Genomic DNA, 23,902 nt, shown 5'->3' on the forward strand with positions numbered 1-23,902 from the left:
ACCTATGACATCCGGAGTCGAAGGCGCAGTAGCGTCCGAAAACACAGTGTCCGAGAACAAGAGGGACATTGTCGCCAACAAGGGCGCACAGTTCACCTCGTTCGACGTGAACGCGTTCGAGATCCCGTCGGGCCGCGACGAGATCTGGCGGTTCACCCCGCTGCGTCGTCTGCGCGGCCTGCACGACGGTTCCGCCGTCGCCGACGGCACCGCAGCGGTGTCCGTGTCGCAGAGCCCGTCCGTCACCGTCGAGGTCGTCGGTCGCGACGACTCGCGACTCGGCACTGCCGGTGTCCCGATGGATCGTGTTGCGGCGCAGGCATACACGTCGTTCACCGAAGCCACCGTGGTGACCGTCGCCAAGGACGCCGAACTCGCCGAGCCCGTCATCGTGTCGGTCGACGGACCAGGTGAGGGCCTCACCGCGTACGGCCACATCCAGATTCGGGTGGAGGCGTTCGCAACCGCGACCGTCGTCCTCGAACAGCGCGGAAGCGGCACCTACGCGGAGAACGTCGAGTTCGTCGTCGCCGACGGCGCACAACTCGTGGTCGTCGCTCTCCAGGAATGGGCCGACGATGCCGTGCACGTTGCTGCGCACCACGCTCTGGTGGGTCGCGACGCCACGCTGCGCTACTTCTCGGTGAGCTTGGGCGGCGACCTCGTCCGCCTGACTCCCGTGGTCAAGTTCGCCGGACCCGGCGGCGACGCGGACCTTCAGGGTCTGTATTTCGCCGACGACGGTCAGCACCTCGAACAGCGTCTGCTCGTCGATCACTCGGCGCCGCACTGCAAGTCGAACGTGGTGTACAAGGGTGCGCTGCAAGGCGATCCGACGTCGAAGAAGCCCGACACGCACACGGTGTGGATCGGCGACGTCGTCATTCGCGCGGCCGCCGAGGCAACCGAGACGTTCGAGCTCAACCGCAACCTGATCCTCACGGACGGTGCGCGCGCCGATTCGGTACCGAACCTCGAGATCGAGACCGGTGAGATCGTGGGGGCCGGACACGCCAGTGCCACAGGCCGTTTCGACGACGAGCAACTGTTCTATCTCCGCGCCCGCGGCATTCCGGAAGACGTTGCGCGGCGTCTGGTGGTGCGGGGGTTCTTCCACGAGATCATCCAGAAGATTCCCGTGCCGGCCATTCGCGAGCGGCTCGAAACCGCCGTCGAAGCCGAACTCGCCCTCACCGGCGTCTGATTTTTCGCCACAACGCAAAGGAAGTTCATGTCCACCCTCGAAATCCGTGACCTGCACGTCGACGTCGCGAACAACGACGTCGCCGGCGAGCACATCGAGATCCTGACCGGTGTGAACCTGACCGTGAAGTCCGGTGAGACACACGCGATCATGGGACCCAACGGATCGGGCAAGTCCACCCTGTCCTACGCCATCGCCGGTCACCCGAAGTACCGGGTCACGTCCGGCACCATCACCCTCGACGGCGAGAACGTCCTCGAGATGAGCGTCGACGAGCGCGCCCGCGCCGGACTCTTCCTGGCGATGCAGTACCCCGTGGAGGTTCCCGGCGTCTCGATGTCGAACTTCCTCCGCACCGCGGCCACCGCAGTTCGCGGCGAGGCACCGAAGCTGCGGCACTGGGTCAAGGAAGCCAAGACCGCGATGACGGAATTGGACATCGACCCCACCTTCGCCGAACGCAGCGTCAACGAGGGGTTCTCCGGCGGCGAGAAGAAGCGCCACGAGATCCTGCAGCTCGGATTGCTCAAGCCGAAGATCGCCATCCTCGACGAGACCGACTCGGGCCTCGACGTCGATGCGCTACGCGTGGTCTCGGAAGGCGTGAACCGCTACAAGGAGCGCGAGGGCGGCGGCATTCTGCTGATCACGCACTACACCCGCATCCTGCGTTACATCAAGCCTGACTTCGTCCACGTGTTCTCCGGGGGCAAGATTGCCCTGTCGGGTGGACCCGAACTCGCCGACGAGCTCGAGACCAACGGCTACGAGCGTTTCACCAAGGCCGAGACGACAGCATGACGGCCGGCGTCGCAACGCTCGACGTCGCTCGCATTCGGGCCGACTTTCCGATCCTCGGTCGGACCGTGCGCGACGACAAGCCGCTCGTGTACCTGGACTCGGGCGCGACATCACAGCGCCCGGTGCAGGTGCTCGACGCCGAACGCCACTTCCTGACCACCTGCAACGCGGCGGTGCACCGAGGGGCGCATCAGCTCGCGGAGGAAGCGACCGACGCGTACGAAGGCGCTCGCGACAAGATCGCCGCGTTCGTCGGCGCGGACTCCGACGAGATCGTGTTCACCAAGAACGCGACCGAGTCCTTGAACCTCGTCACGTACGTGTTGGCGGACGACCGGTTCGAGAAGTCGTTGAAGCCCGGCGACGAGATCGTGATCACCGAGCTCGAGCATCACGCGAATCTCGTTCCGTGGCAGGAGCTTGCACGGCGTACCGGGGCGGTACTGCGCTGGTACGGAGTCACCGACGACGGCCGAATCGATCTCGATTCGCTGGAGTTGTCCGATCGAGTACGCGTCGTGGCGTTCACCCATCAGTCCAACGTGACCGGTGCGGTCTCGCCGGTCGAGGAACTGGTGCGGCGCGCACGCGGCGTCGGCGCTCTCGTCGTCCTCGACGCGTGCCAGTCGGTGCCGCACATGCCCGTCGACGTCCATGCCCTCGGCGTCGATTTCGCAGCCTTCTCCGGTCACAAGATGCTCGGTCCGTCGGGTGTCGGTGTGCTGTTCGGCCGCAGTGAGCTGCTGAACGCCATGCCGCCCTTCATCACCGGCGGATCGATGATCGAAACCGTCACCATGGAGGCCACCACCTTCGCGGCACCTCCGCAGCGATTCGAAGCGGGTGTGCCGATGACCTCGCAGGTCGTCGGACTCGGCGCTGCAGTGGACTACCTGAACGCCGTAGGCATGGACGCCGTGGCCGAACACGAGCACGCGCTCGGCGTGGAAACCGTTGCGGCGCTGAGTGAGATCGACGGTCTGCGCATCATCGGTCCGACCGACAGTGTTGCTCGCGGAGCAACCGTCGCGTTCGTGGTCGACGGAATCCACGCCCATGATCTGGGCCAGATCCTGGACGACGAAGGCGTGGCCATTCGGGTCGGGCATCACTGCGCGTGGCCACTGCATCGCCGGTTCGGTGTCGCCGCCACTGCCCGTGCATCGTTCGCGCTCTACAACACCGTCGACGAGGTGCACGTTCTCGCCGCCGCCATCCGCCGCGCTCAGACGTTCTTCGGGACGGTGACGTAGACCGTGCGGATGGAACAGATGTATCAAGAGGTGATCCTCGATCACTACAAGCATCCGCACGGTCGCGGTCTGCGCGAACCGTTCGGTGCCGAAGTTCATCACGTCAACCCGACGTGCGGCGACGAGGTGACGCTGCGCGTGCAGATCGAGAACGGCATCGTCACCGACGTCTCGTACGACGGGCAGGGTTGCTCGATCAGCCAGGCGTCCACGTCGGTGCTGACCGACCAGGTGACCGGACTGTCCGTCACCGAGGCGATGGCGACGGTCGACGCGTTCAACGCGATGATCGGCAGCCGCGGAACTGTCGAGGGTGACGAAGACGTGATCGGAGACGGCATCGCCTTCGCGGGTGTCTCGAAATACCCGGCGCGGGTCAAGTGCGCGCTGCTTGGCTGGATGGCGTTCAAGGACGCCACCCTGCAAACTTTCACGGTAGACGAGCTCGACCTGACCGGAGGACAGAAATGACCGACACACCCACCACCGACAACGTGCTGGAAGACCTCGAAGAGGCGATGCGTGACGTCGTCGACCCCGAGCTCGGGATCAACGTCGTCGACCTCGGCCTGGTCTACGGCATGAGCATCGACGACGACGCCGTCGTGACGATGGACATGACCCTGACTTCCGCCGCGTGCCCGCTGACGGACGTGATCGAGGACCAGTCGCGCACCGCCTTGGTGCGGAGCGGTTTGGCCAACGAGCTGAAGATCAACTGGGTCTGGATGCCGCCCTGGGGTCCGGACAAGATCACCGACGACGGGCGTGAGCAGCTGCGGGCGCTCGGCTTCACCATCTGACGCAGGTGGACAACGCTCTTCTCGATTCGACCCGTCGGGCGCTTCACGCCGTCGCCGAACGTTTGATCGCCGGTCCGCAGTACGCCCAGTCGGGAACGATCCGGCTCGCGGTCAGCCCCCGTGGTTTCGGCGGTGTCTCGTCCTCGACCTCGGTCGACGGGACGGACCTCGTGACATCGAGTGGGCGCACACCGATCTCGGGTTCGATCGCGAGCACGGCCGCAGCGGCCGGTATCCGCGCGGTGGCGCCCTCGCTGTACGAGCCGACCGCCGAGCTCGGCGACGACGACGCGCTCGAGTTGGATCCGGAATGCGCCACACTCATCGCCAACTGGCTCGAGCAGGGCGATAGAGCGCTGCGTGCATTCGCACCCGACGAGACTCCCGTGCTGTGGCCCGAGCATTTCGACCTTGCCGTGAGCGTGGGGGAGGTGACCTTCGGTGTCTCGCCAGGCGACGCGTCGTCGCCTCGCCCGTACGCCTACGTTTCGCCTTGGACCCCGCGTACCGGGTCGTTCTGGAACGCGTCCTTCGGCGCCGCTAGGTCCATCGACGAGGTGGGCGAGAAGGGTGCGCTCGCCGACTTCTTCCAGCGCGGACGCGCCAAGGCTGCGTCCGACTAGCTCACGCGCTCTTCTGATCGGCCTTCTTCGCAGCCGCTTTCTTGGCGGGGGCCTTCTTCGCGGGAGCCTTCTTGGCCGGAGCTTTCTTTGCGGCGGCCTTCTTCGCCGGCGCCTTCTCGGTTGCGGCGCTGGTGTTTCCGCTCGTCTTGGTGTTGCGGCCGGCCGCCTCCACACTGCGCTGCAGCGCCGCAACGAGATCGACCACCTCGGCGTCTTCGCCCGAGTCGTCGGAGTCGTCGCGTTCGGCGTGCACGACTTTCTCGCCGCCGTTCTCGATCGTCTCCTCCAGCATCTTGCGCAGGTCGATCTGGTAGTCGTCGGTGAATTCGGTCGGATCGAAGTCCGAGGACATGCTCTCCACGAGCGTCGACGCCATCTTCAGCTCCTGCGGGCGCGGCTTCGGAGCGTCGTCGAGAGAACCGAACTCCGCGGCGCGAACCTCGTCCGGCCAGAGCAGAGTCTGGATCACCAACACGTCGTCGCGCACGCGTAGCGCCGCCAGTCGTGTCTTCTGCCGGAGGGTGAAATGCACCAACGCCGTGCGCTCGGTGTCGTCCAGCGTCTCGCGCAGCAGGACGTACGCCTTCGGTGACGCGGAATCGGGTTCGAGAAAGTAGCTCTTGTCGTAGAGGATCGGGTCGATCTGGTCCGTCGGAACGAACTCCAACACCGGGATCTCGTGTTTCTCGGCCGCGGGGAGCTTCGCGAAATCGTCGTCCGTCAGCACGACCCGATCACCGTCCGGCGACTCGTACGCCTTGTCGATGTCCGCGAACTGCACCGATTCCCCGCACACGGAACATTTGCGGTCGTACTTGATGCGGCCGCCGTCCTTGCCGTGCACCTGGTGGAATTTGATGTCGTGGTCCTCGGTCGCGGTGTACACCTTCACCGGGACGTTCACGAGACCGAAGGCGATGGAGCCTTTCCAGATTGACCGCATGGTCACAATCTTGGTGTACGACCCCGCAGTTTGCCACCACCCACTGCGCGAACGATCGCCAATCGTGACGAAGTGTCGATACCCCCGAACAGGGACGCCATGGCGACCCCGACCCCGACGAGGTCGTCACGTTCCGACAGGTAGGCCCGCTGCCGCTCTATCGGGAGATCGAAGAACGCGTCGAAGAACGTGGCGACACTGCCCGGGGGGAGCGTTGTCAGTGCGGCCGATCCCAGGGAGCGGAGCTTCGACACCGCGGCACTGCGGCGCGAGTACACCTGCGGGACGCGGCCGTCGGCGATGTCGGTGGCCACCGCGTCGGCGAGGGAGAGAGAGGCGGCGACGCTGTAACCCGTGGCCGGGTGCATCAAGCCGCCGCGTGCGCCGAAACGCAGCACTCCTGCCGTGCCGCCGCGAGGCGGCCGTACCGCGAACCGCACCCGCTCGACGGGCTCGTGCCCGGTCACCTCGTATCCGCGCCCGGACAGCCGCAGTGCGAGGCGCCTGCTCAGTTCGGCGAAATCGAGTGCGGGCGAACCGATCAGACACGTCTCCTCTAGCAGGAACCGATCCGCGCTCAGCGGGACGACGTACAGAAAGCTCGGAAGCGACGAACCGTCCGTGCCGTTGTCGTCTCGCCAGTCCATGATCCACGCCGACGCGTCACCGGCGATGCGGCGCGCGACATCCGGCGACACGACGATGCCGTACGCGGTCTGTTCCGGAACCCCCGCGCCCAACGGGGCTCCCCGCGCGTCGACGACGACACGAGCGCGAACGGTGGTTCCGTCGGCGAGGGTGACGGACTCCCGATTCAGTTCCGTTGCGCTACCGCGAAACCGCTGCGCACCGTCGAGTTCGAGCCCTTCTTGCAACGCAGCGGTGTCGAGCACCGTGTACGAGCGGTCCAGCAGACGCGGGCGCGTACCCCACACCGACGGACTCGCCGTCTCCGTCGACCTGGACGCGGCGGACAACCAGCCCGGGATCTCGTCGGTCCACGCCGCGTAGGTGGGTGTCCATCTACGATCGGGATGCGGGTCCACCACGGCCACCGACGCGCCGCGCACGAGCGCTCGGTGTGCGAGAGCCCGGCCCGACGGTCCGAGGCCGACGACCGCGAGGTCGACAGAGGGTGTGGGCGAAATTACAAGGACCCCGTTGCGAGTAGACCACCGTCGACACGCACGGTCTCCCCGGTGATCCACGACGCCTCGTCGGACGCGAGGAACACGACGAGGGACGCGACGTCCTCGGGCGTGCCCAGCCGCTTCAGCGGATAGCCCTTCGACACCTCGTCCTCACCGGCAGCGACCAGAGCCTCGGCGAACTTGGTCTTGACCACTCCCGGGGCCACAGCGTTGACACGAATCTTGGGTCCGAGCTGCCACGCAAGTTCCTCGGTCAGCCGGATCAGCGCAGCTTTGGAAGCGCCGTACGCGGCGATGACTCCGGTGGAACGCAACCCGGCGACGCTGGCCAGGTTGACGACGGCGCCGCCGTGCTCGCCCATCCACGCCCGGTGCGCCTGCTGTATGTAGCCCAGTGTCGCAACGACATTGACGTCGAAGATCTTGCTGACGGCAGCCAGGTCGGCCTCCATCAGCGACCCGTACACCGGATTGATTCCCGTGTTGTTGATCAAGATGTCCAACGATCCGAATTCGGCGACCGTGCGGTCCACCGCGTCGGCGCGCGCCTGTTCGTCGGCTGCGTTTCCGGCGATCGCGAGCACTCGCGCACCCTCGGTGGCCGCGCGCAGGTCGGCTGCTGCTTCCTCGAGTGGTTCCGGCTTGCGCGCCGTGATCGTCACGGCCGCGCCGCGGGCCAGAAGCTGTGCTGCGATGGCCTTGCCGATGCCGCGGCTCGCACCCGTGATCAGCGCTGCGCGTCCGGCGAGGTCCTGTTCTCCAGTCATAGCCAAAGGTTAGCCAAGTCACTGCAGAGTGGAGTACGCGGCTTGCGTGGCGCGGTAAAATTCGAAGTTGCTTTCGCTACAGCGCGATTTCCGACCTTTTGGGAGAACTTTTTCGTGATAACCGCCACCGACCTGGAGGTTCGTGCCGGCGTACGGACGCTTCTGTCCGCACCCGGCCCGGCCCTACGTATCCAGGCGGGCGACCGTATCGGTCTGGTGGGACGAAACGGTGCCGGCAAGACCACGACACTGCGCATTCTGGCGGGTGAGGGCGAGCCGTACGCAGGGGAGGTGGTGCGCACCGGTGAACTCGGCTACCTGCCGCAGGACCCTCGCGAAGGCAACCTCGAGATGCTGGCGAAGGACCGGGTGCTCTCGGCCCGCGGCCTCGACACACTGCTGCACGACATGGAGAAGCAGCAGGCGCTCATGGCCGAGGTCGCCGACGAGACGCTCCTGGACAAAGCGGTGCGCAAGTACGGCGAACTCGAGGAGCGGTTCTCCTCGCTGGGCGGTTACGTCGCCGAAAGCGAAGCGGCCCGAATCTGCAACAGCCTCGGACTTCCCGATCGCATCCTGGGGCAGCAGTTGCGGACCCTGTCCGGCGGTCAGCGTCGACGCGTCGAGTTGGCGCGGATCCTGTTCGCCGCCTCCGACGGCAGCGGTGGGCGATCGGGAACCGTTCTGCTGCTCGACGAGCCGACAAACCACCTCGACGCCGATTCGATCACCTGGCTGCGGGGGTTCCTGCAGAGCCACGAAGGCGGGCTCGTGGTGATCAGCCACGACGTGGAACTGCTCGGCGACGTGGTCAACCGCGTGTGGTTCCTCGACGCCGTCCGCGGCGAAGCGGACGTGTACAACATGAACTGGAAGAAGTACCTCGACGCCCGCGCCACGGACGAGCAGCGCCGACGCCGCGAGCGCGCGAACGCCGAGAAGAAGGCGGGCGCGCTGCGCATCCAGGCGGCCAAGATGGGCGCCAAGGCAACCAAAGCCGTTGCCGCACAGAACATGGCGAAGCGCGCCGACAAATTAATGGCGGGACTCGACGCCGAACGGGTGTCCGATCGCGTCGCGCACATTCGCTTTCCCGAACCGGCGCCCTGCGGCAAGACACCGCTCATGGCCAAGAACCTCACCAAGATGTACGGCTCGCTGGAGATCTTCGCCGGGGTGGACCTGGCGGTCGACCGCGGCAGCCGGGTGGTCGTACTCGGACTCAACGGTGCGGGTAAGACGACGCTGCTGCGGATCCTCGCCGGCGCCGAGCAGTCCGATGCGGGCGAGTTGGTTCCTGGCCACGGTCTGCGCGTCGGCTACTTCGCCCAGGAACACGACACCCTCGACGACATGGCGACGGTGTGGGAGAACATTCGGCACGCCGCGCCCGACACCGGTGAGCAGGAGCTCAGGTCGCTGCTGGGTGCGTTCATGTTCACCGGCCCGCAACTCGAACAACCCGCCGGCACGCTGTCCGGTGGTGAGAAGACGCGACTCGCGCTGGCCGGGCTCGTGTCGTCGGCAGCCAACGTGCTTCTGCTCGACGAACCGACCAACAACCTCGATCCCATCTCGCGCGAGCAGGTGTTGGATGCGCTCCGGAGCTACAAGGGTGCCGTCGTGCTGGTCACCCACGACCCGGGCGCCGCAGAGGCACTCTCTCCGGAGCGTGTCATCCTGCTGCCGGACGGCAGCGAAGACCACTGGTCACAGGATTATCTGGAGCTCATCACGCTGGCTTGATCGCGGATGGGTGTGAATTGCCCCAAAATGCTGCTCATCTCACGGTGCTGGCTCTAACCTTGCCTGGAAGCCGGGCGGGCGTTCGGTTTCGTCCTGTTCTGACGGGCCGATGGACCGGAGGCACCATGACGGAGACCGACCAGTCGCAGCCGCTGAGCAAAGGCGCCCGCATCACCGGCGCGCGGCGTGACGACCTGCAGGACGAGCTGAAGTCCCGGTACGAAGCGGGGGAGAGCATCCGGTCCATCGCGCAGTCGATGGGTCGCTCGTACGGATTCGTCCACAACGTCCTGGCCGAGACCGATGTGGAACTTCGCAAACGGGGCGGGGCGAACCGCCGCAAGGCCTGAGGCGTCAGTCCTGCGCTGCCTGCCTGCGCACCGATTCCTCGACCAGGTCCAACACGGCCGAGAGGTTCTCCGAGCCTTGGCCCGACGCCATCCTGGCCACGAGTCCGTCCATGACGAGGTCCAGGTATCCCAGCAGCACTTCGGTCGGCACGTCGTCGCGTAGGCGTCCGGCGGACTTCTGCCGTTCGAGACGGTGCAGCACGGCGTCCTGAAGTTCGGCCGAGCGCTCGGACCAGCTCTCCCTGAACTCCGCGTCGGTACGCAGTCGGCGGGCGATTTCGAGACGTGTCCCGAGCCAGTGGAATTGTTCGGGGGAGGCGAGCATGTCGCGCATCACCTGCACGAGGCCCTGGTTCGCGGCCACGTCGGCCATCCGGAGTGCGTCGTCACGCGCCAACGCCAGGAACAGACCGTCTTTGTCCTTGAAGTGGTGGAAGATCGCCCCGCGCGAGAGTCCGGTCGCCTCCTCGAGGCGGCGCACGGTGGCGCCGTCGTAACCGAACTCTGCGAAGCAGGCGCGAGCTCCGTCGAGGATCTGGCTGCGGCGTGCGGCCAGATGGTCCTCACTGACCTTGGGCATGGTGTCCTTCCTCCGGCGGGCGATACGCAGAACGCGCACGACCACCCTGATGGATGGTCGTGCGCGTTCGACGGTGGAAATCAGCCAATCATGTTGCGCAGCACGTACTGCAGGATGCCGCCGTTGCGGTAGTAGTCGGCCTCACCGGGGGTGTCGATGCGGACCACGGCGTCGAATTCGACGGTCGAGCCGTCTTCCTTCGTCGCGGTGACCTGCATCGTCTTCGGGGTGGTGCCGTCGTTGAGCTTCTCGATACCGACGATGTCGTAGGTCTCGGTGCCGTTCAGCTTCAGCGACGCAGCGGACTCGCCGGCCGGGAACTGCAGCGGCACGACGCCCATGCCGATGAGGTTGGAGCGGTGGATGCGCTCGAACGACTCGGTGATGACCGCCTTGACGCCGAGGAGCGACGTGCCCTTGGCGGCCCAGTCACGCGAGCTGCCGGACCCGTACTCCTTGCCGCCCAGCACGACCAGCGGGATGCCGGCCTTCTGGTAGTTCTGCGACGCGTCGTAGATGAAGGCCTGCGGGCCACCGTCCTGCGTGAAGTCGCGGGTGTAGCCGCCCGAGACGTCGTCGAGCAGTTCGTTCTTCAGGCGGATGTTCGCGAAGGTGCCACGAATCATGACCTCGTGGTTACCGCGGCGCGACCCGTAGGAGTTGTAGTCCTTCTTGTCGATGCCGTTGGCGTCGAGGTACTGCGACGCCGGAGTGCCTGCCTTGATGTTGCCGGCGGGGGAGATGTGGTCGGTGGTGACCGAGTCGCCCAACAGCGCCAGAACGCGCGCACCCGTGATGTCGCTGACCGGGGTCGGCTCCTTGGGCATTCCGTCGAAGTACGGGGGCTTGCGGACGTAGGTGGAATCCTCCGCCCACTCGAAGGTCTTGCCCTCGGGAGTGGGCAGTCCGCGCCAGCGTTCGTCACCCTTGAAGACGTCCGCGTATCCCTTGACGTACATCTCCTGCGTGATCGAGGAGTTGATGGTCTCCTGGATCTCCTTGGCCGACGGCCAGATGTCCTTCAGGAAGACGTCGTTGCCCTCGCCGTCCTGACCCAGGGCGTCGTGCTCGAAGTCGAAGTCCATCGTGCCCGCCAGGGCGTACGCGATGACCAACGGCGGCGAGGCGAGGTAGTTCATCTTCACGTCGGGGGAGATGCGACCCTCGAAGTTGCGGTTGCCCGAGAGCACGGCGGTGGCGGTCAGGTCGGACTCGTTGATCGCCTTGCTGATGGCGTCGTCGAGCGGACCGGAGTTACCGATGCAGGTAGCGCAGCCGTAGCCGACGAGGTAGAAGCCGAGCTTCTCGAGGTACGGCCACATGCCGGACTTGTCGTAGTAGTCGGTGACGACCTGCGAACCGGGGGCCATCGAGGTCTTGACCCACGGCTTGGACGTGAGCCCCTTCTCGACGGCATTGCGGGCGAGCAATGCCGCACCGAGCATGACCGACGGGTTGGAGGTGTTGGTGCACGAGGTGATCGACGCGATCACCACGGCGCCGTGGTCGAGGACGAATTCACCCTTCTCGTCCGACATCACCTTGGTGGGCTTGGTCGGTCGACCTTCGGCGCCGTTGGCTGCCGAGTGGAGCGGAACCGCATCGTCGTCTGCGAAGGACAGCGTCGCGGGGTCCGACGCCGGGAAACTCTCGTCGAGGTTCTCGTCGAGCTTCGACTTGTGGTCGTCGTCCAGATCCTCGCCGCCCACGTAGTTGTGGATGTCCTTACGGAACGCAGTCTTGGCCTCCGACAACAGGATTCGATCCTGCGGTCGCTTCGGTCCGGCGATGGACGGAACGACGTCACCGAGGTCGAGTTCGAGGTACTCGGAGTACTCCGCCTCGTGATCGGCGTCGTGCCACAGACCCTGCTCTTTGGCGTACGCCTCGACGAGCGCGAGCTGCTCCTCGGAGCGTCCGGTCAGCGCGAGGTACTTGACCGTCTCGTCGTCGATCGGGAAAATCGCTGCGGTGGAACCAAATTCAGGGCTCATGTTGCCCAGCGTGGCGCGGTTGGCGAGGGGAACCTCGGCCACGCCGTGCCCGTAGAACTCGACGAACTTGCCGACGACGCCGTGCTTGCGGAGCATCTCGGTGACCGTGAGGACGACGTCGGTGGCGGTGACGCCCGGCTTGATCTCGCCGCTGAGCTTGAAGCCGACGACGCGGGGGATGAGCATGGAGACGGGCTGGCCCAGCATGGCTGCCTCGGCTTCGATGCCGCCGACGCCCCATCCGAGAACACCCAGGCCGTTGACCATGGTGGTGTGCGAGTCGGTGCCGACGCACGTGTCGGGGTACGCCTGCCCGTTGCGCACCATGACGGTGCGGGCGAGGTGCTCGATGTTGACCTGGTGCACGATGCCGGTGCCGGGCGGGACGACCTTGAAGTCGTCGAACGCGCCCTGACCCCAGCGCAGGAACTGGTAGCGCTCGCCGTTGCGCGAGTACTCGATCTCCACGTTGCGCTCGAACGCGTCGGCGCGGCCGGCGACGTCGATGATGACCGAGTGGTCGATGACCATCTCGGCGGGAGCGAGAGGGTTGACCTTCTCCGGGTCGCCGCCGAGCGCGGTGACAGCCTCGCGCATCGTGGCGAGGTCGACGATGCAGGGAACGCCGGTGAAGTCCTGCATGATCACGCGGGCCGGCGTGAACTGGATTTCGATGCTCGGGTCCGCGGAGGGATCCCAGTGCGAAATGGCTTCGATGTGGTCTTTGGTGATGTTTGCGCCGTCCTCGGTGCGCAGCAGGTTCTCGGCGAGAACCTTCAGCGCGTAAGGAAGCTTTTCTGTACCCGGTACGGCACTGAGTCGGAAGATCTCGTAAGAGTTCTCACCGACTTCCAGTGTTCCCTTGGCACCGTAGGAATCGATACTTGCGGTCACGTCAGCTCCACTCGTCTTCAGGGCTGCCATCGACGGGGCTGTGTCGACGGCCTAACGAAACGGTGCGCACCGCCGCGGAGAGCCGTGGGCTCTCGGGTTCGGCAGCGTCGCCGTGTCTCGTTTACAGATTCTAACAGTACGCTTGTCCTGTGAGAATTTCGACACGCGTACCTTTCGAATCCTCACGTACCGGCTTCGCTTCCGCAACGCACCTGGAGAACTCGTGCGAGTCCGACCGACTCGGGGTGGACCGTCACGTAGGGTCTTGCGTGATCACCGACCCGCTTCGCACCACGGATGGACGATGTCGACACCGTTTCTCGCCTTGCCCAGCGCCGCGGCCACGCCGTTGTCGGCAGTGATTCCCGCAGGGGTGAACGTCGCGGACGTGATCTCCGACGTGCAGGACGACTCGGTCTCGGCGCCCGCGGCAGACGTCGACGGACTCGCGGCAGCAGTGTCTCGCGCCGAGAGCGACGGAATTTCACTGAGCATCGTCGTGGTCGACCGTGATCCAGGCCAGGACTCGCAACTTCGTGATCTCGCCACTCAGGTCGGCGCATCCGAAGGCGGGACGGTCCTGGTACTGAGTCCCGGGCAGGTCGGGTCCTTCAGCGACAGCATCAGTCGCGTCGTGCTCGAAGCGGGTCAGGATCGGACCTACGTCGGCAATCCGGTGGTGGCAGCCGACAACTTCGTCGACGAGATCTCCGGCCCCGGCACTCCCTGGACCGCGTACACCGTCGTGCTCATCGTCCTCGTCGCAGTGATCGTGGCGGCCACCTACGCCCTGAACGTCCGGCGTACAGGCACGCATTCGGCCGGGACAACTCCGTCTACGAGTGCGGGTCGTTCCGACCGGAAGTAAAAACGGATGCGGTCGTTCACGCACCTCTCACTCTCGATCGGGCAGGACCGACGCAGGTCGAGAGCGCATTCTGTCCGATTCTTCACCACCTGCTCCAAAAAAGTCCCTATGACTATTTCGCCGTATCGCCGCTGCTCAGCGCGGTAGTTGCGGGTGAAATTACTTCGATGTCATTTGTGACTGGAGTTCCGTAAGAGTGCAAAGTGTCGTACGGTTCGCATGGCACTGCTTGGGGAAGGAGTGTCGCAGAGGGACCGGAAACACCTGTGGGGCTCATGCGGCCCGTGCGGTTGTGTCCGGAGCTGGTTTCGGTCTGCGGGTTCTTCCCTGCGTCAGGCGCGGGTGGGGCCGCGGCGCGAAATCGAGGGAGACATACGTGAGGCGAAGTACCACCGGAGGAGTGCAGCGCCGTGGTGTGCAGCTGCTGCTCGGCCTGAGCTTGGTCGCGGCCATCGTGACCGCCACGCCGAACCTCGCGTCAGCCGTACCGCCTCCACCTCCCAATCCGTCCGATTCCGACCTCGCTGCCGCGGGCGCGGCGGTCGACAGTCAGAGCGGGCGAGTCGGCCAACTGATCGATCTGGTGGCCTCGGCCAATCAACAGCTCGCCGCCCTGGACGATCAGGTCGCGATCAGGCGCGAAGAAGTGAACAAGGCGCTCGTCGATCTGCAGAACGCGCGCGACGCCGCGGACGTCGCTGCGGCCCTGGTGTCCGCAGCCCAGCAAGCCCTCGCCGATGCCGGAACGATGATCGCATCGGCCCAGCAGAAGTTCGATCAATTCGCCGTCGACGACTACGTCAAGGGAACCGGGTCCGCCAGTATCACCTCCCTGCTCGGCGCGCAGGGGCCGCAGGACGTCCTCGACCGCGCACAGATACTCAAACTGCTTGCGTCGAAGCAGAATTCGGTGCTCGACAACCTGCAGCGCGCCCGCACCGATCAGGCCAACAAGGACTCGACCGCCCGCGCCAGCAAGCAGCAGGCCGACCAGGCTGCTGCGGACGCCGACGCCAAGAAGGCCGAAGCGCAGAACGCCATCGACGCCGCCGTCTCCGCTCAGCAGGAACAGGCCGCGCAGAAAGCGTCGATCGAAGCAGACCGAAACACTGCGCAGGCCGAACTCGATCAGGCCCGGAGCTCGGCCGCCGGCCTCGAAGGCCAGCGAGACCAGTACAACCACTGGGACCAGCAGCGCCAGGCCGAACAGGCAGCGATCGCGGCGGCGCAGCAAGCTGCGAAGGAGGCCGCAGCCGCGGCCGCCACCCGCGTGGCGGCCGAGACGGCAGCCAACCAGTTGGCATCGTCGCTGGCGGCAGACGAACGCAGCCACACCGATCTCGATTCCAGCCCCACCACAACCACGACGAAGCCGAGCACGGCGAAACCCAGCACAGCCAAGCCCAGCACGACCAAGCCCAGCACGACGGGGAAGGTCGACACGTCACTCACCGGAAGCGCCGCCATCGAGCTGGTCGTCGACCGTGGCATGTCGCAGCTCGGGGTTCAGTACTCGTGGGGCGGCGGTAACGCCAACGGCCCGACGAAAGGCATCCGCGACGGCGGGGTGGCCGACAGCTACGGCGACTACAACAAAGTCGGCTTCGACTGCTCGGGGCTGATGATGTACGCATTCGGTGGCCTCGGCATCAAACTGGCGCACTACACCGGCTACCAGTACACCGCCGGAACGCAGATCCCGTCCGCGCAGATGAAGCGTGGCGACATGATCTTCTACGGTCCGAACGCGAGTCAGCACGTCGCGCTCTACCTCGGGGACGGCAAGATGCTCGAAGCACCGCAGTCCGGTGACGTCGTGAAAGTGTCACCCGTGCGCTACAGCGGCATGACGCCCTACGTCGTCCGAATGATCGACTGAGATCTGCGACGACCGGCCAGTACGACCCCTACTGCGTCACACCTGGAATAGTGGAGCGAGATACGGCACCCATGTTCGGTCCAGGTGAGAAAGCGGTGGATTCTTGGTGACTTCACGGGACGGCGATTCGGCTGACCTCGCGAGCGATGTAAAGACTCTCGAGAAAGCCATCTACGAAGTCAAGAGAGTCATCGTCGGGCAGGACCGACTGGTCGAGCGCATCCTCGTCGGGCTGCTCGCACGCGGACACGTTCTCCTCGAAGGTGTGCCCGGCGTCGCGAAGACCCTGGCTGTCGAAACGTTCGCCACAGTCGTCGGGGGTTCGTTCTCCCGCGTGCAGTTCACCCCCGACCTCGTTCCCACCGACCTGATCGGTACGCGCATCTACCGCCAGGGCCGCGAGGAGTTCGACACCGAACTCGGACCGGTGGTCGCGAACTTCGTCCTCGCCGACGAAATCAACCGCGCCCCGGCGAAGGTGCAGTCGGCTCTGCTCGAAGTCATGGCCGAGCGGCACGTCTCCATCGGCGGCCGGACGTTCCCGATGCCCGACCCGTTCCTGGTGATGGCCACGCAGAACCCCATCGAGAACGAGGGCGTCTACCCGCTCCCCGAAGCTCAGCGTGACCGCTTTCTCTTCAAGATCGTCGTCGATTACCCGTCGGTGGAAGAGGAACGCGAAATCGTCTATCGCATGGGTGTCACCCCGCCCACGCCCAAGCAGATCCTCGATCCCGTCGAGCTGGTGCGCCTGCAGAACGTCGCTGCCACGGTCTTCGTGCACCATGCGCTGGTCGATTACGTGGTTCGGGTCATCGCAGCGACCAGGACGCCGGAAGAACTCGGTCTGACCGACGTGGCCGGATGGATCGCCTACGGTGCATCGCCCCGCGCGACCCTCGGCATCATCGCGGCGTCGCGGGCGCTGGCCTTCGTCCGCGGTCGCGACTACGTCGTTCCACAGGACGTCCTCGAGGTGATTCCGGACGTCCTGCGCCACCGTCTCGTCCTGTCCTACGACGCCCTGGCCGACGAGGTGACACCCGAACAGGTGATCACGCGGATTCTGCAGACCGTGGGTCTGCCCCAGGTCGGCGCGCAGCCCGTTCCGCCCGCCCCGATGCAGCAGGGTCCGACCCAACAGGGCCCGAATCAACAGGGTCCGAATCAACAGGGCCCGTCGAACGGTTACCCACAGCCACAGAGTGCCCCGCCGTCACAGAGTGCCCCGCAATCAGCGAGCGGTCCCCACCAGCAACCGGCGATGCAGAAGCAGACCCCGGCCACCGATCCGACGCGGTGACGGCACCGGACGAGCCCCGGCGCGGACGCGGCGGACCACCTTTGTTCCGGTCCGGATCGCTGGAGGACCCACAACTGGCTGCAGCCTTGCGCACGCTGGAGCTGACCGTGCGGCGTCGACTCGACGGTGTGCTGCACGGAGATCACCTCGGCCTGATTCCCGGCCCGGGTTCGGAGCCGGGAGATGCTCGCGAGTACCAGCCCGGGGACGACGTTCGTCAGATGGACTGGTCGGTCACCGCCCGCACCACGCACCCGCACGTACGTCAGTCGGTCGCAGACCGCGAACTCGAGACGTGGCTGGTGGTCGACCTGTCGGCGAGCCTCGACTTCGGCACCACCGGATGCGAGAAGCGTGACCTCGTGGTGGCCGCCGCGGCCGCCGTCACCCACCTGACCAGTGGCGGCGGAAACCGCATCGGAGCCGTGATTGCCAACGGCGAGACCATCGTTCGTGTACCCGCTCGAGGCGGCCGGGTGCACACGCAATCGTTGTTGCGCCGCATCGCGACGACTCCGCACGCCACCGACGGCGTGCGAGGTGACCTCGCCGGCGCCATCGACTCGCTGCGGCGCCCTCAGCGTCGTCGCGGAATGGCCGTCGTGATCAGCGACTTCCTCGGGCCGTTGGACTGGGAGCGCCCGATGCGCGCCATTGCGGCGCGGCACGACCTGCTCGCCGTGGAGGTGCTCGACCCTCGCGATCTCGAACTCCCCGACGTGGGTGACATCGTTCTGCACGACCCCGAATCCGGACGGACTAGGGAGTTCACCACCACCCCGCAACTGCGTGCGGACTTCGCCCGAGCGGCAGCCGATCACCGCGCCGATGTGGAACGCGTACTGCGGCAGTGCAGCGCGCCACGGATGACCCTGCGCACCGACGGCGACTGGATTGCGGACGTGGTCCGATTCGTTTCCCGCCGTCGGCACAGCATCGGTTCCGGCGCATGAGCTTTCGAGATTTCGCGTCACCGTGGTGGCTGCTGTTCCTCGTGGTCGTCGTTGCGATGGCTGTCGGATTCGTTCTCGCCGCTCGGCGTCGGCAGCGCAACACGATGCGATTCACCAACATGGACCTGCTCGAGAAGGTTGCCCCGCGCCGCCTCGGCATCTCGCGGTACGCGCCGACCGCTCTGATCCTCGCGGGCTTGATGTTCCTCACCGTTGCGCTGGCGGGCCCGACCTCCGACCAACGAGTCCCGCGCAATCGCGCGACGGTCATGCTCGTCATCGACGTGTCCTTGTCGATGGAGGCGACGGACGTCGCACCCGATCGACTCGTGGCTGCGCAGGAGGCCGGCAAGTCGTTCGCGGACGGCCTGACTCCCGGCATCAACCTCGGTCTTGTTGCGTTCGCGGGTACCGCGTCGGTGCTGGTCTCGCCCACCACGAATCGCGATGCGGTCAAGAGTGCGATCGACAAGCTACAACTCGCCGAACGCACCGCGACGGGGGAAGCGATCTTCACGGCGATGCAGTCCATCGACACCCTCGGCGCCGTCCTAGGCGGGGGAGATGCCGCGCCGCCGGCTCGCATCGTGCTGCTCTCGGACGGCAAGCAGACCGTGCCGGAAAGCCCGGACGATCCTCGCGGTGGCTACACCGCGGCCCGCGAAGCGCAGACCAAGGACATTCCGATCTCGACGATCTCGTTCGGAACGTCTTACGGCACCGTCGACATCACCGACGACCAGGGCAACACCGAACGCGTCCCGGTTCCGGTCGACGACCCGTCGCTCAAGGAGATCGCCAACCTGTCGAACGGAAACTTCTTCACGGCATCGAGCCTGGAAGAGCTGCGCTCGGTGTACGACACCCTCGAGGAACAGATCGGATTCGAGATCACGAAGGGCGACGCCTCGCGACCTTGGTTGATCGCTGGAGTTCTGCTGACCGCAGCAGGAGTTGTCACAGCGTTGGGCCTGCGTCAGCGACTTCCGTGACACTCGTCGGTAACATCTTGCGAGATTCTTCCGTCCAGCAACAGCAAAGGTGACTTTCTCTATGCCCCCGGAGCAGCCCACGGCACTCAAGCCCGACTTCGTGTCCCGATCGGTCCTCGTCACGGGCGGAAACCGAGGCATCGGTCTCGCCGTTGCGCTGCGCCTCGCCGCCGACGGCCACAAGGTCGCGGTCACGCATCGCGGTTCGGGTGCGCCCGAAGGACTCTTCGGCGTGGTCTGCGACGTCACGGACACCGATTCCGTGGAGGCCGCCTTCACCGAAGTCGAGAAGCACCAAGGACCGGTCGAGGTGCTGGTGGCCAACGCCGGTATCACCGACGACACGTTGCTCATGCGCATGACCGAGGACCAGTTCACCCGCGTTCTCGACGCCAACCTGACCGGCGCCTTCCGCGTCGCCAAGCGCGCCAACCGCGCGATGCTCCGCGCCCGGTGGGGTCGGCTGGTGTTCCTCGGTTCCGTCGTGGCAATGGCTGGTGGGCCGGGCCAGATCAACTACGCCGCGTCCAAGGCCGGCGTCGTCGGCATGGCACGTTCGATCACCCGTGAACTGGGTTCGCGCTCCATCACCGCCAACGTGGTCGCACCCGGCTTCATCGAGACCGACATGACGGCCGATCTCGACGAGAAGCTCCGCACCATGGCGCGGGACTACATTCCGCTCAAGCGACTCGGTACCCCGGAAGATGTCGCAGCAGTCGTCAGCTTCCTCGCGTCCGAGGACTCCGCCTACGTCTCCGGCGCGGTGATCCCCGTCGACGGCGGCATGGGCATGGGTCACTAGTTCTAACCGATATTGTTCCGACGCATACTGATTCGAAAGAGGAACGCTTTTCATGACCGGAATTCTCGAAGGCAAGACAATCCTGGTGACCGGCATCATCACCGATGCCTCCATCGCGTTCCACGCGGCGGCCATGGCTCAGGAGCAGGGCGCCAAGGTGATCATCACCGGGTTCGACCGGCTACGGCTGATCGACCGCATCGCGCAGCGCCTGCCCAAGGAAGTTCCGCCGGCGATCGAACTCGACGCCACCAACGAGGAGCACCTCGCGGCGCTGGCCGAGAAGATCACCGCGGTGGCGCCCGAGGGCATCGACGGTGTTCTGCACTCGATCGCGTTCGCGCCCAGAACGTTGATGGGCCCGGACGCCAAACCCTTCCTGGAGGGTCCCGGACCAGACGCAGCCTCGGCGTTCCAGATCTCTGCGTGGACGTACGCGTCGCTCGCTCGCGCCGTTCTTCCCGTCATGAACGAGAACGGTTCGATCGTCGGAATGGATTTCGACCCCCGGACGTCGATGCCGTTCTACAACTGGATGGGCGTGGCCAAGGCCGCACTCGAGTCGGTGAACCGCTACGTCGCCCGCGAGGTCGGAGCCGCGAAGGGCATCCGCTCCAATCTTGTTGCGGCGGGACCGATCAAGACCCTGGCGGCGAAGGCCATCGCGGGCACGGCGACCGGCGACGCGACCAAGATGAACCAGCTCAACGAATACTGGGACGGCGCATCGCCCATCGGGTGGAACGTCGACGACCCGACCGTGGTGGCCAAGTCGATCTGTGCGCTGCTCTCGGATTGGCTGCCCGGCACCACCGGATCGATCGTGTACGTCGACGGCGGCGCGAGCCACAACACGTGGTTCCCGGACGACATGTGAGCCCCACCGGGCGGCACTGCACAATGGAGTCATGACTACGCCCTCCGGTTTCGACGCTCTCCTCCTGCTCTCGTTCGGGGGACCGGAGAAGCCGGAGGACGTACGTCCGTTCCTCGAGAACGTGACACGCGGTCGAGGCGTACCGCCGGAACGCCTCGACGACGTCGCCCAGCACTACATGCACTTCGGCGGGGTGTCGCCCATCAACCGGCTCAATCGCGAGATCATCGCCGCGGTCGAGGCCGAATTCGCGCTCACGGGAATCGAATTGCCGGTGTACTTCGGCAATCGCAACTGGCACCCAATGGTCGAGGACACCGTTGCGGAGATGGCGCGCGACGGCGTGCGATCTGCCCTGGTGTTTCCCACCTCTGCATGGGGCGGCTACTCCGGGTGCCGGCAGTATCACGAGGACATCGCCCGGGCCCGCGACGCGTACGGCCCCGGCGCACCGGCGCTGCGCAAGATCAGGCAGTACTACGACCACCCGCTGATGGTGGAGTCGTTCGCCGATGCCATCGTCGCTGCCCGTAGGCGACTACCCGAAGAGCGCCGCGACGCAGCACGTCTGGTGTTCACCGCGCACTCCGTGCCCGTCTCGGCCGATGCGACCGCCGGTCCGCCGAGCGACGGCGGTCACCTGTACAGCCGCCAGGTCGCGGAAGCGTCGAAGCTCTGCGCGGCGGCGGCCGGGGTCGACGACTTCGACCTGGTCTGGCAGTCGCGGTCGGGCCCGCCGCAGATCCCGTGGCTCGACCCCGACATCTGCGATCACCTCGAGTCCCTGTCCGCCGGGGGAGTCGACGCGGTGATCGTATGTCCGGTCGGTTTCGTCTCCGACCATCTCGAAGTGGTGTGGGACCTCGACACCGAAGGTGCCGAGAAGGCAGCCGAACTCGGCATGAGTTACTCGCGGGTCGGCACCCCCGGTAGCGATCCTCGTTTCGCGACGCTGATTCGAACGCTCGTCGAGGAGTACTCCGGCGGAACGCCGGTGCGGCTGGGCTCCGAGCCCGCGTACGGCACCTCGCAGGACGGGTCGCTCTGCAACGTCGGGTGCTGCGAACCGGCGAAGCGGCCGGCCCGCACCTAGTCGGTTGACCGGTCGCAAAATTCAGCGGCGCCCGAGCGCCTCGTCGATAGCCGTTCCGATGGCGACCAGGCGTGCGGACCGCACCGCGGCGTGGAGCGGCCTCAGCACCTCCTCGCGAGCCAGCGCGACGGACCCGGTCGTTCCCTGAGCCGGTGAATTCTTCTCTGCGACAGCAAGAATGGCCGCTACGCGGTCGGCGGTGTCCAGGATGCGGGTGATGCGTTCGTCCATCGGCGGGTAGGCGTGCCGGTTCGCTTCTTCGATATGAGCATCGATGACGGCTCGCGCGTCGACGGACGCCGCGGCAGTACCCACCGTCTGCTGACGAGTCAGGGTGAGGGCTGCCTCGCGCACGGTCTCTCGCATCGAGTACTCGATCTCGCGAAGGGACGCGTCGGGCACGAGGTGGGGTACGGCCGTGGTGAACACGCTCCAGCGCAACACATCCGGTCCCTCGACAGTGGGGACGATGCCGATTCCGGTGTCACCCGGGGCGCCCACGAGCATTCCGTCGCCCGACAACACGGCCGCCGTCGAGAATTCGGAACGGACGGGAAGCCCGCGCACATCGCCGGGTGCGGGCAGCACCAGTCTCACGACGGCGTTCGGGCCGGCGGACGTCGCCACTTCTCGGACGACGCGCAGCAGTTCGGTGACACCCAGATCTCGCGGCGTGGGCCACGGAAGCGAGAACCGCTCGGCCGTGGCGACGTCGCCGGCGACCACGAGATTCATGGGCGCGCGAGCACAGACGGCGTCGATGACGTCGTCGGGTGAGGCGACGCCCCCGAGCCAGGAACCGGTCCAGAGGGCGAGGCTGGCAGCAGATGAAGGCACAACAATCCAGCATAGGTCGTGATCTGCGAGCGAGTTCTACTGCAGACGGTAGAAGCGGAAGAACTCGTGGTCGATCGGCAGCACCGAGGCTCCGTCGAATCCGGCCGAGCGGGCGTAGGTGTCCAGTGTCGACGCACGCATCACCGTCCCGGTAGCGACGGTGTTCTCGTGCGACTTGCCGTCCGGCAGGCAGCACAGAATCGAGTAGCCGTACAGAAGCTCTTCCACCGGTCCGGCGTCCGGCGTGAAGACGTCAGCGGTGCGCTCGTCCATCACGATCACCGGGGCGCCGGGCTCCGCGATGCGCCGCATGGCGGCCAGCACGCCAACCGGATCGGGAAGATCGTGGATGCACTCGAAGGCGAACACGGCGTCGTAGGCGGCGTCGCGGAGTTCGGCGGCGTCGGCGACGTCGAAGGTGACTCGGTCCGCAACACCGCGCTCGGACGCGTTGCGCGCTGCTGCAGCGATCGAGGGTGCGTCGACGTCGATGCCGTGTACGTGCAGCGACGGGTAGCCCACCGCCAGGGCGATGGACGCCCACCCCTCGCCGCAGCCGATGTCGGCCACACGCCCACCCGCCGTGAGCAACTGGTGCAGGTCCGGCACCAGCGGCAGCAATTCGATGGTGAGCTGAGTGGAGAAGACCGGTCGATTCATCGCTCCCTGCGCTTCGCGCGCGTCGACCCCCAGCTGCGCCCACGACACGCCCCCGCCCGTGCGGTAGGCCTGCACGAGGTCCGGTAGCCGGACTCCGGTCGCGGCGAACAGCCGTGCCAGCGGGAGCATGAACGAGGTGCTCTCGGTGTCGACCAGCACCGCGGCATGCGCGCGGGGCAACTCGAACCGCACCGGGTCGTGCGCGAGGTCGGCGGTCAACACCCCGGACACCACTTGCTGCTCCAGCCACTCGCGGGCGTATCGAGCGTCGGTGCCGCTCCTCTCGGCAAGTTCGGTGGCCGTCGACGGACCGTGGTCGGCGAGAGTGCGGTACCACCCCAGTCGGTCACCCAGATACAGAGCCTGCGCCGACGCCGCCCCGCGGACGACGTCGAAGATCTTGGCGGCGAACTGGTCCGTGGTCAGCTCGGGATGCGACGCGGTCATCGTGACTCTCCTGTTCGAGGCGGTGGGAAACGTGGCCCGACGCCCGGAGCCTAGTTCGCTCGGCGTGGCGTCACGCCCG

The 23,902-nt window shown here is 66.1% G+C and carries 23 protein-coding genes; 16 read left to right on the forward strand and 7 right to left on the reverse strand.

The window, feature by feature from the left end:
• The first annotated feature begins 4 nt into the window (after positions 1–4).
• Genes sufD through IEW02_RS12380 form a run of 6 tightly spaced genes read left to right on the forward strand, consistent with a single transcriptional unit; the run spans position 5 to position 4,684 of the window.
• On the forward strand, positions 5–1,204 hold the full coding sequence (sufD, locus tag IEW02_RS12355) for a Fe-S cluster assembly protein SufD (protein WP_188545044.1): 1,200 nt from the start codon (positions 5–7) through the stop codon (positions 1,202–1,204).
• A gap of 27 nt (positions 1,205–1,231) precedes the next feature.
• Positions 1,232–2,005: a Fe-S cluster assembly ATPase SufC gene (gene sufC, locus IEW02_RS12360; protein WP_188545045.1), complete on the forward strand. Its 774-nt coding sequence runs from the start codon at positions 1,232–1,234 to the stop codon at positions 2,003–2,005.
• Positions 2,002–3,258, forward strand: coding sequence for a cysteine desulfurase (locus IEW02_RS12365; protein ID WP_188545046.1), 1,257 nt, complete (start codon positions 2,002–2,004; stop codon positions 3,256–3,258). The genes sufC and IEW02_RS12365 overlap by 4 nt, the downstream gene beginning before the upstream one ends.
• Before the next feature lie 3 nt (positions 3,259–3,261).
• Positions 3,262–3,729 (forward strand): Fe-S cluster assembly sulfur transfer protein SufU, encoded by a 468-nt coding sequence (sufU, locus tag IEW02_RS12370; protein ID WP_188545047.1) that lies wholly within the window; start codon positions 3,262–3,264, stop codon positions 3,727–3,729.
• Positions 3,726–4,061, forward strand: coding sequence for a metal-sulfur cluster assembly factor (locus IEW02_RS12375; protein WP_188545048.1), 336 nt, complete (start codon positions 3,726–3,728; stop codon positions 4,059–4,061). Before sufU ends, IEW02_RS12375 begins: the two co-directional genes overlap by 4 nt.
• A 5-nt stretch (positions 4,062–4,066) precedes the next feature.
• Positions 4,067–4,684 carry a hypothetical protein gene (locus IEW02_RS12380; protein WP_188545049.1) on the forward strand — a complete coding sequence of 206 codons (618 nt, stop codon included), beginning with the start codon at positions 4,067–4,069 and terminating at the stop codon, positions 4,682–4,684.
• Position 4,685: 1 nt separating this feature from the next.
• Here the strand turns inward: IEW02_RS12380 and ku are convergent, their stop codons facing one another.
• Genes ku through IEW02_RS12395 form a run of 3 tightly spaced genes read right to left on the reverse strand, consistent with a single transcriptional unit; the run spans position 4,686 to position 7,545 of the window.
• Positions 4,686–5,627, reverse strand: a complete 942-nt coding sequence (ku, locus tag IEW02_RS12385) for a non-homologous end joining protein Ku (protein WP_188545050.1) — start codon at positions 5,625–5,627, stop codon at positions 4,686–4,688.
• 2 nt (positions 5,628–5,629) lie between these two features.
• A complete protein-coding gene (locus IEW02_RS12390; protein ID WP_268236723.1) occupies positions 5,630–6,835 on the reverse strand; it encodes a lycopene cyclase family protein in 1,206 nt (401 codons plus the stop codon).
• On the reverse strand, positions 6,775–7,545 hold the full coding sequence (locus IEW02_RS12395; RefSeq protein WP_188545051.1) for an SDR family oxidoreductase: 771 nt from the start codon (positions 7,543–7,545) through the stop codon (positions 6,775–6,777). The genes IEW02_RS12390 and IEW02_RS12395 overlap by 61 nt, the downstream gene beginning before the upstream one ends.
• Before the next feature lie 114 nt (positions 7,546–7,659).
• Here IEW02_RS12395 and IEW02_RS12400 point away from each other — a divergent pair, with 114 nt between their 5' ends.
• Positions 7,660–9,291 carry an ABC-F family ATP-binding cassette domain-containing protein gene (locus IEW02_RS12400; RefSeq protein ID WP_188545052.1) on the forward strand — a complete coding sequence of 544 codons (1,632 nt, stop codon included), beginning with the start codon at positions 7,660–7,662 and terminating at the stop codon, positions 9,289–9,291.
• 125 nt (positions 9,292–9,416) lie between these two features.
• Complete coding sequence (locus IEW02_RS12405; protein WP_188545053.1) at positions 9,417–9,641, forward strand: helix-turn-helix domain-containing protein; 225 nt, start codon at positions 9,417–9,419, stop codon at positions 9,639–9,641.
• A gap of 4 nt (positions 9,642–9,645) precedes the next feature.
• Here IEW02_RS12405 and IEW02_RS12410 read toward each other — a convergent pair whose 3' ends face one another.
• Entirely contained in the window at positions 9,646–10,221 is a 576-nt protein-coding gene (locus IEW02_RS12410) for a TetR/AcrR family transcriptional regulator (protein WP_188545054.1), read from the reverse strand.
• A gap of 80 nt (positions 10,222–10,301) precedes the next feature.
• Complete coding sequence (locus IEW02_RS12415) at positions 10,302–13,097, reverse strand: aconitate hydratase (protein ID WP_371829950.1); 2,796 nt, start codon at positions 13,095–13,097, stop codon at positions 10,302–10,304.
• Between the two features lie 316 nt (positions 13,098–13,413).
• On the opposite strand from IEW02_RS12415, the gene IEW02_RS12420 reads away from it, so the two are divergent.
• From IEW02_RS12420 to IEW02_RS12455, 8 genes are all read left to right on the forward strand, one after another.
• Positions 13,414–13,977, forward strand: coding sequence for an Rv1476 family membrane protein (locus IEW02_RS12420; RefSeq protein WP_188545056.1), 564 nt, complete (start codon positions 13,414–13,416; stop codon positions 13,975–13,977).
• A 376-nt stretch (positions 13,978–14,353) separates the two neighbouring features.
• Positions 14,354–15,856 (forward strand): NlpC/P60 family protein, encoded by a 1,503-nt coding sequence (locus IEW02_RS12425; RefSeq protein WP_229745965.1) that lies wholly within the window; start codon positions 14,354–14,356, stop codon positions 15,854–15,856.
• Between the two features lie 103 nt (positions 15,857–15,959).
• Entirely contained in the window at positions 15,960–17,159 is a 1,200-nt protein-coding gene (locus IEW02_RS12430) for an AAA family ATPase (protein WP_229745966.1), read from the forward strand.
• Positions 17,156–18,112: a DUF58 domain-containing protein gene (locus IEW02_RS12435; protein WP_188545057.1), complete on the forward strand. Its 957-nt coding sequence runs from the start codon at positions 17,156–17,158 to the stop codon at positions 18,110–18,112. Before IEW02_RS12430 ends, IEW02_RS12435 begins: the two co-directional genes overlap by 4 nt.
• Complete coding sequence (locus IEW02_RS12440; protein WP_188545058.1) at positions 18,109–19,104, forward strand: VWA domain-containing protein; 996 nt, start codon at positions 18,109–18,111, stop codon at positions 19,102–19,104. Before IEW02_RS12435 ends, IEW02_RS12440 begins: the two co-directional genes overlap by 4 nt.
• Positions 19,105–19,165: 61 nt before the next feature.
• Entirely contained in the window at positions 19,166–19,909 is a 744-nt protein-coding gene (gene fabG1, locus IEW02_RS12445; protein ID WP_188545059.1) for a 3-oxoacyl-ACP reductase FabG1, read from the forward strand.
• A 52-nt stretch (positions 19,910–19,961) separates the two neighbouring features.
• The gene (gene inhA, locus IEW02_RS12450) at positions 19,962–20,786 is read left to right on the forward strand and encodes an NADH-dependent enoyl-ACP reductase InhA (protein WP_188545060.1); all 825 of its coding nucleotides are present in this window, start codon (positions 19,962–19,964) and stop codon (positions 20,784–20,786) included.
• Between the two features lie 31 nt (positions 20,787–20,817).
• On the forward strand, positions 20,818–21,879 hold the full coding sequence (locus tag IEW02_RS12455) for a ferrochelatase (protein ID WP_188545061.1): 1,062 nt from the start codon (positions 20,818–20,820) through the stop codon (positions 21,877–21,879).
• 21 nt (positions 21,880–21,900) lie between these two features.
• Here IEW02_RS12455 and IEW02_RS12460 read toward each other — a convergent pair whose 3' ends face one another.
• Positions 21,901–22,716 carry an Rv1486c family protein gene (locus IEW02_RS12460; protein WP_188545062.1) on the reverse strand — a complete coding sequence of 272 codons (816 nt, stop codon included), beginning with the start codon at positions 22,714–22,716 and terminating at the stop codon, positions 21,901–21,903.
• Positions 22,717–22,752: 36 nt separating this feature from the next.
• Entirely contained in the window at positions 22,753–23,823 is a 1,071-nt protein-coding gene (locus IEW02_RS12465; RefSeq protein ID WP_188545063.1) for a class I SAM-dependent methyltransferase, read from the reverse strand.
• Between the last annotated feature and the right edge of the window lie 79 nt (positions 23,824–23,902).

Origin of the sequence: Rhodococcoides trifolii, from assembly GCF_014635345.1 — a bacterium.
Classification (GTDB): domain Bacteria; phylum Actinomycetota; class Actinomycetes; order Mycobacteriales; family Mycobacteriaceae; genus Rhodococcoides; species Rhodococcoides trifolii.

Coding starts and splice junctions, on each gene's coding strand:
- sufD (WP_188545044.1), top strand. CDS start 5: ATGACATCCGGAGTCGAAGGCGCAGTAGCGTCCGAAAACACAGTGTCC.
- sufC (WP_188545045.1), top strand. CDS start 1,232: ATGTCCACCCTCGAAATCCGTGACCTGCACGTCGACGTCGCGAACAAC.
- IEW02_RS12365 (WP_188545046.1), top strand. CDS start 2,002: ATGACGGCCGGCGTCGCAACGCTCGACGTCGCTCGCATTCGGGCCGAC.
- IEW02_RS12375 (WP_188545048.1), top strand. CDS start 3,726: ATGACCGACACACCCACCACCGACAACGTGCTGGAAGACCTCGAAGAG.
- ku (WP_188545050.1), bottom strand. CDS start 5,627: ATGCGGTCAATCTGGAAAGGCTCCATCGCCTTCGGTCTCGTGAACGTC.
- IEW02_RS12395 (WP_188545051.1), bottom strand. CDS start 7,545: ATGACTGGAGAACAGGACCTCGCCGGACGCGCAGCGCTGATCACGGGT.
- IEW02_RS12405 (WP_188545053.1), top strand. CDS start 9,417: ATGACGGAGACCGACCAGTCGCAGCCGCTGAGCAAAGGCGCCCGCATC.
- IEW02_RS12410 (WP_188545054.1), bottom strand. CDS start 10,221: ATGCCCAAGGTCAGTGAGGACCATCTGGCCGCACGCCGCAGCCAGATC.
- IEW02_RS12420 (WP_188545056.1), top strand. CDS start 13,414: ATGTCGACACCGTTTCTCGCCTTGCCCAGCGCCGCGGCCACGCCGTTG.
- IEW02_RS12440 (WP_188545058.1), top strand. CDS start 18,109: ATGAGCTTTCGAGATTTCGCGTCACCGTGGTGGCTGCTGTTCCTCGTG.
- fabG1 (WP_188545059.1), top strand. CDS start 19,166: ATGCCCCCGGAGCAGCCCACGGCACTCAAGCCCGACTTCGTGTCCCGA.
- inhA (WP_188545060.1), top strand. CDS start 19,962: ATGACCGGAATTCTCGAAGGCAAGACAATCCTGGTGACCGGCATCATC.
- IEW02_RS12455 (WP_188545061.1), top strand. CDS start 20,818: ATGACTACGCCCTCCGGTTTCGACGCTCTCCTCCTGCTCTCGTTCGGG.
- IEW02_RS12465 (WP_188545063.1), bottom strand. CDS start 23,823: ATGACCGCGTCGCATCCCGAGCTGACCACGGACCAGTTCGCCGCCAAG.